Origin of the sequence: Pseudomonas sp. SIMBA_067 (assembly GCF_046534675.1) — a bacterium.
GTDB lineage: Bacteria > Pseudomonadota > Gammaproteobacteria > Pseudomonadales > Pseudomonadaceae > Aquipseudomonas > Aquipseudomonas putida.
The window spans coordinates 1-247 of sequence record NZ_JAWRYH010001052.1; the positions used below are offsets into that span (position 1 = coordinate 1).

At 41.7% G+C, this 247-nt stretch carries 1 protein-coding gene; it reads right to left on the reverse strand.

Annotated features, from left to right (window positions below; all coding sequences use genetic code 11):
- A partial coding sequence (locus tag SB765_RS32445; RefSeq protein WP_410932868.1) for a hypothetical protein occupies window positions 1-180 on the reverse strand: 180 nt, incomplete at its 3' end.
- Between the last annotated feature and the right edge of the window lie 67 nt (window positions 181-247).

Below are 247 nucleotides of genomic sequence, written 5' to 3' on the forward strand. Positions count from 1 at the left end.
TCCACTATTAAAGACTTTGGTTGAGATGTTTTCAGCACGCAGTGCTTTTAATGCTGCGGCAACGTCCAGTACTTGTTTCAGTTCATCTGGCGTCTGTTCCCACGTTAACAAAAAATCTTTCTCGTGAAGGTGAGAGGTCAGCGAATTGATATCCTTAATCAGCTCATTAACAGTTTTCATCATAAAGTCCCGGTAGTGGAATGACAGGCAAAGTGGTTTATTTCACTGTGACTTGCCAAAGTGATTG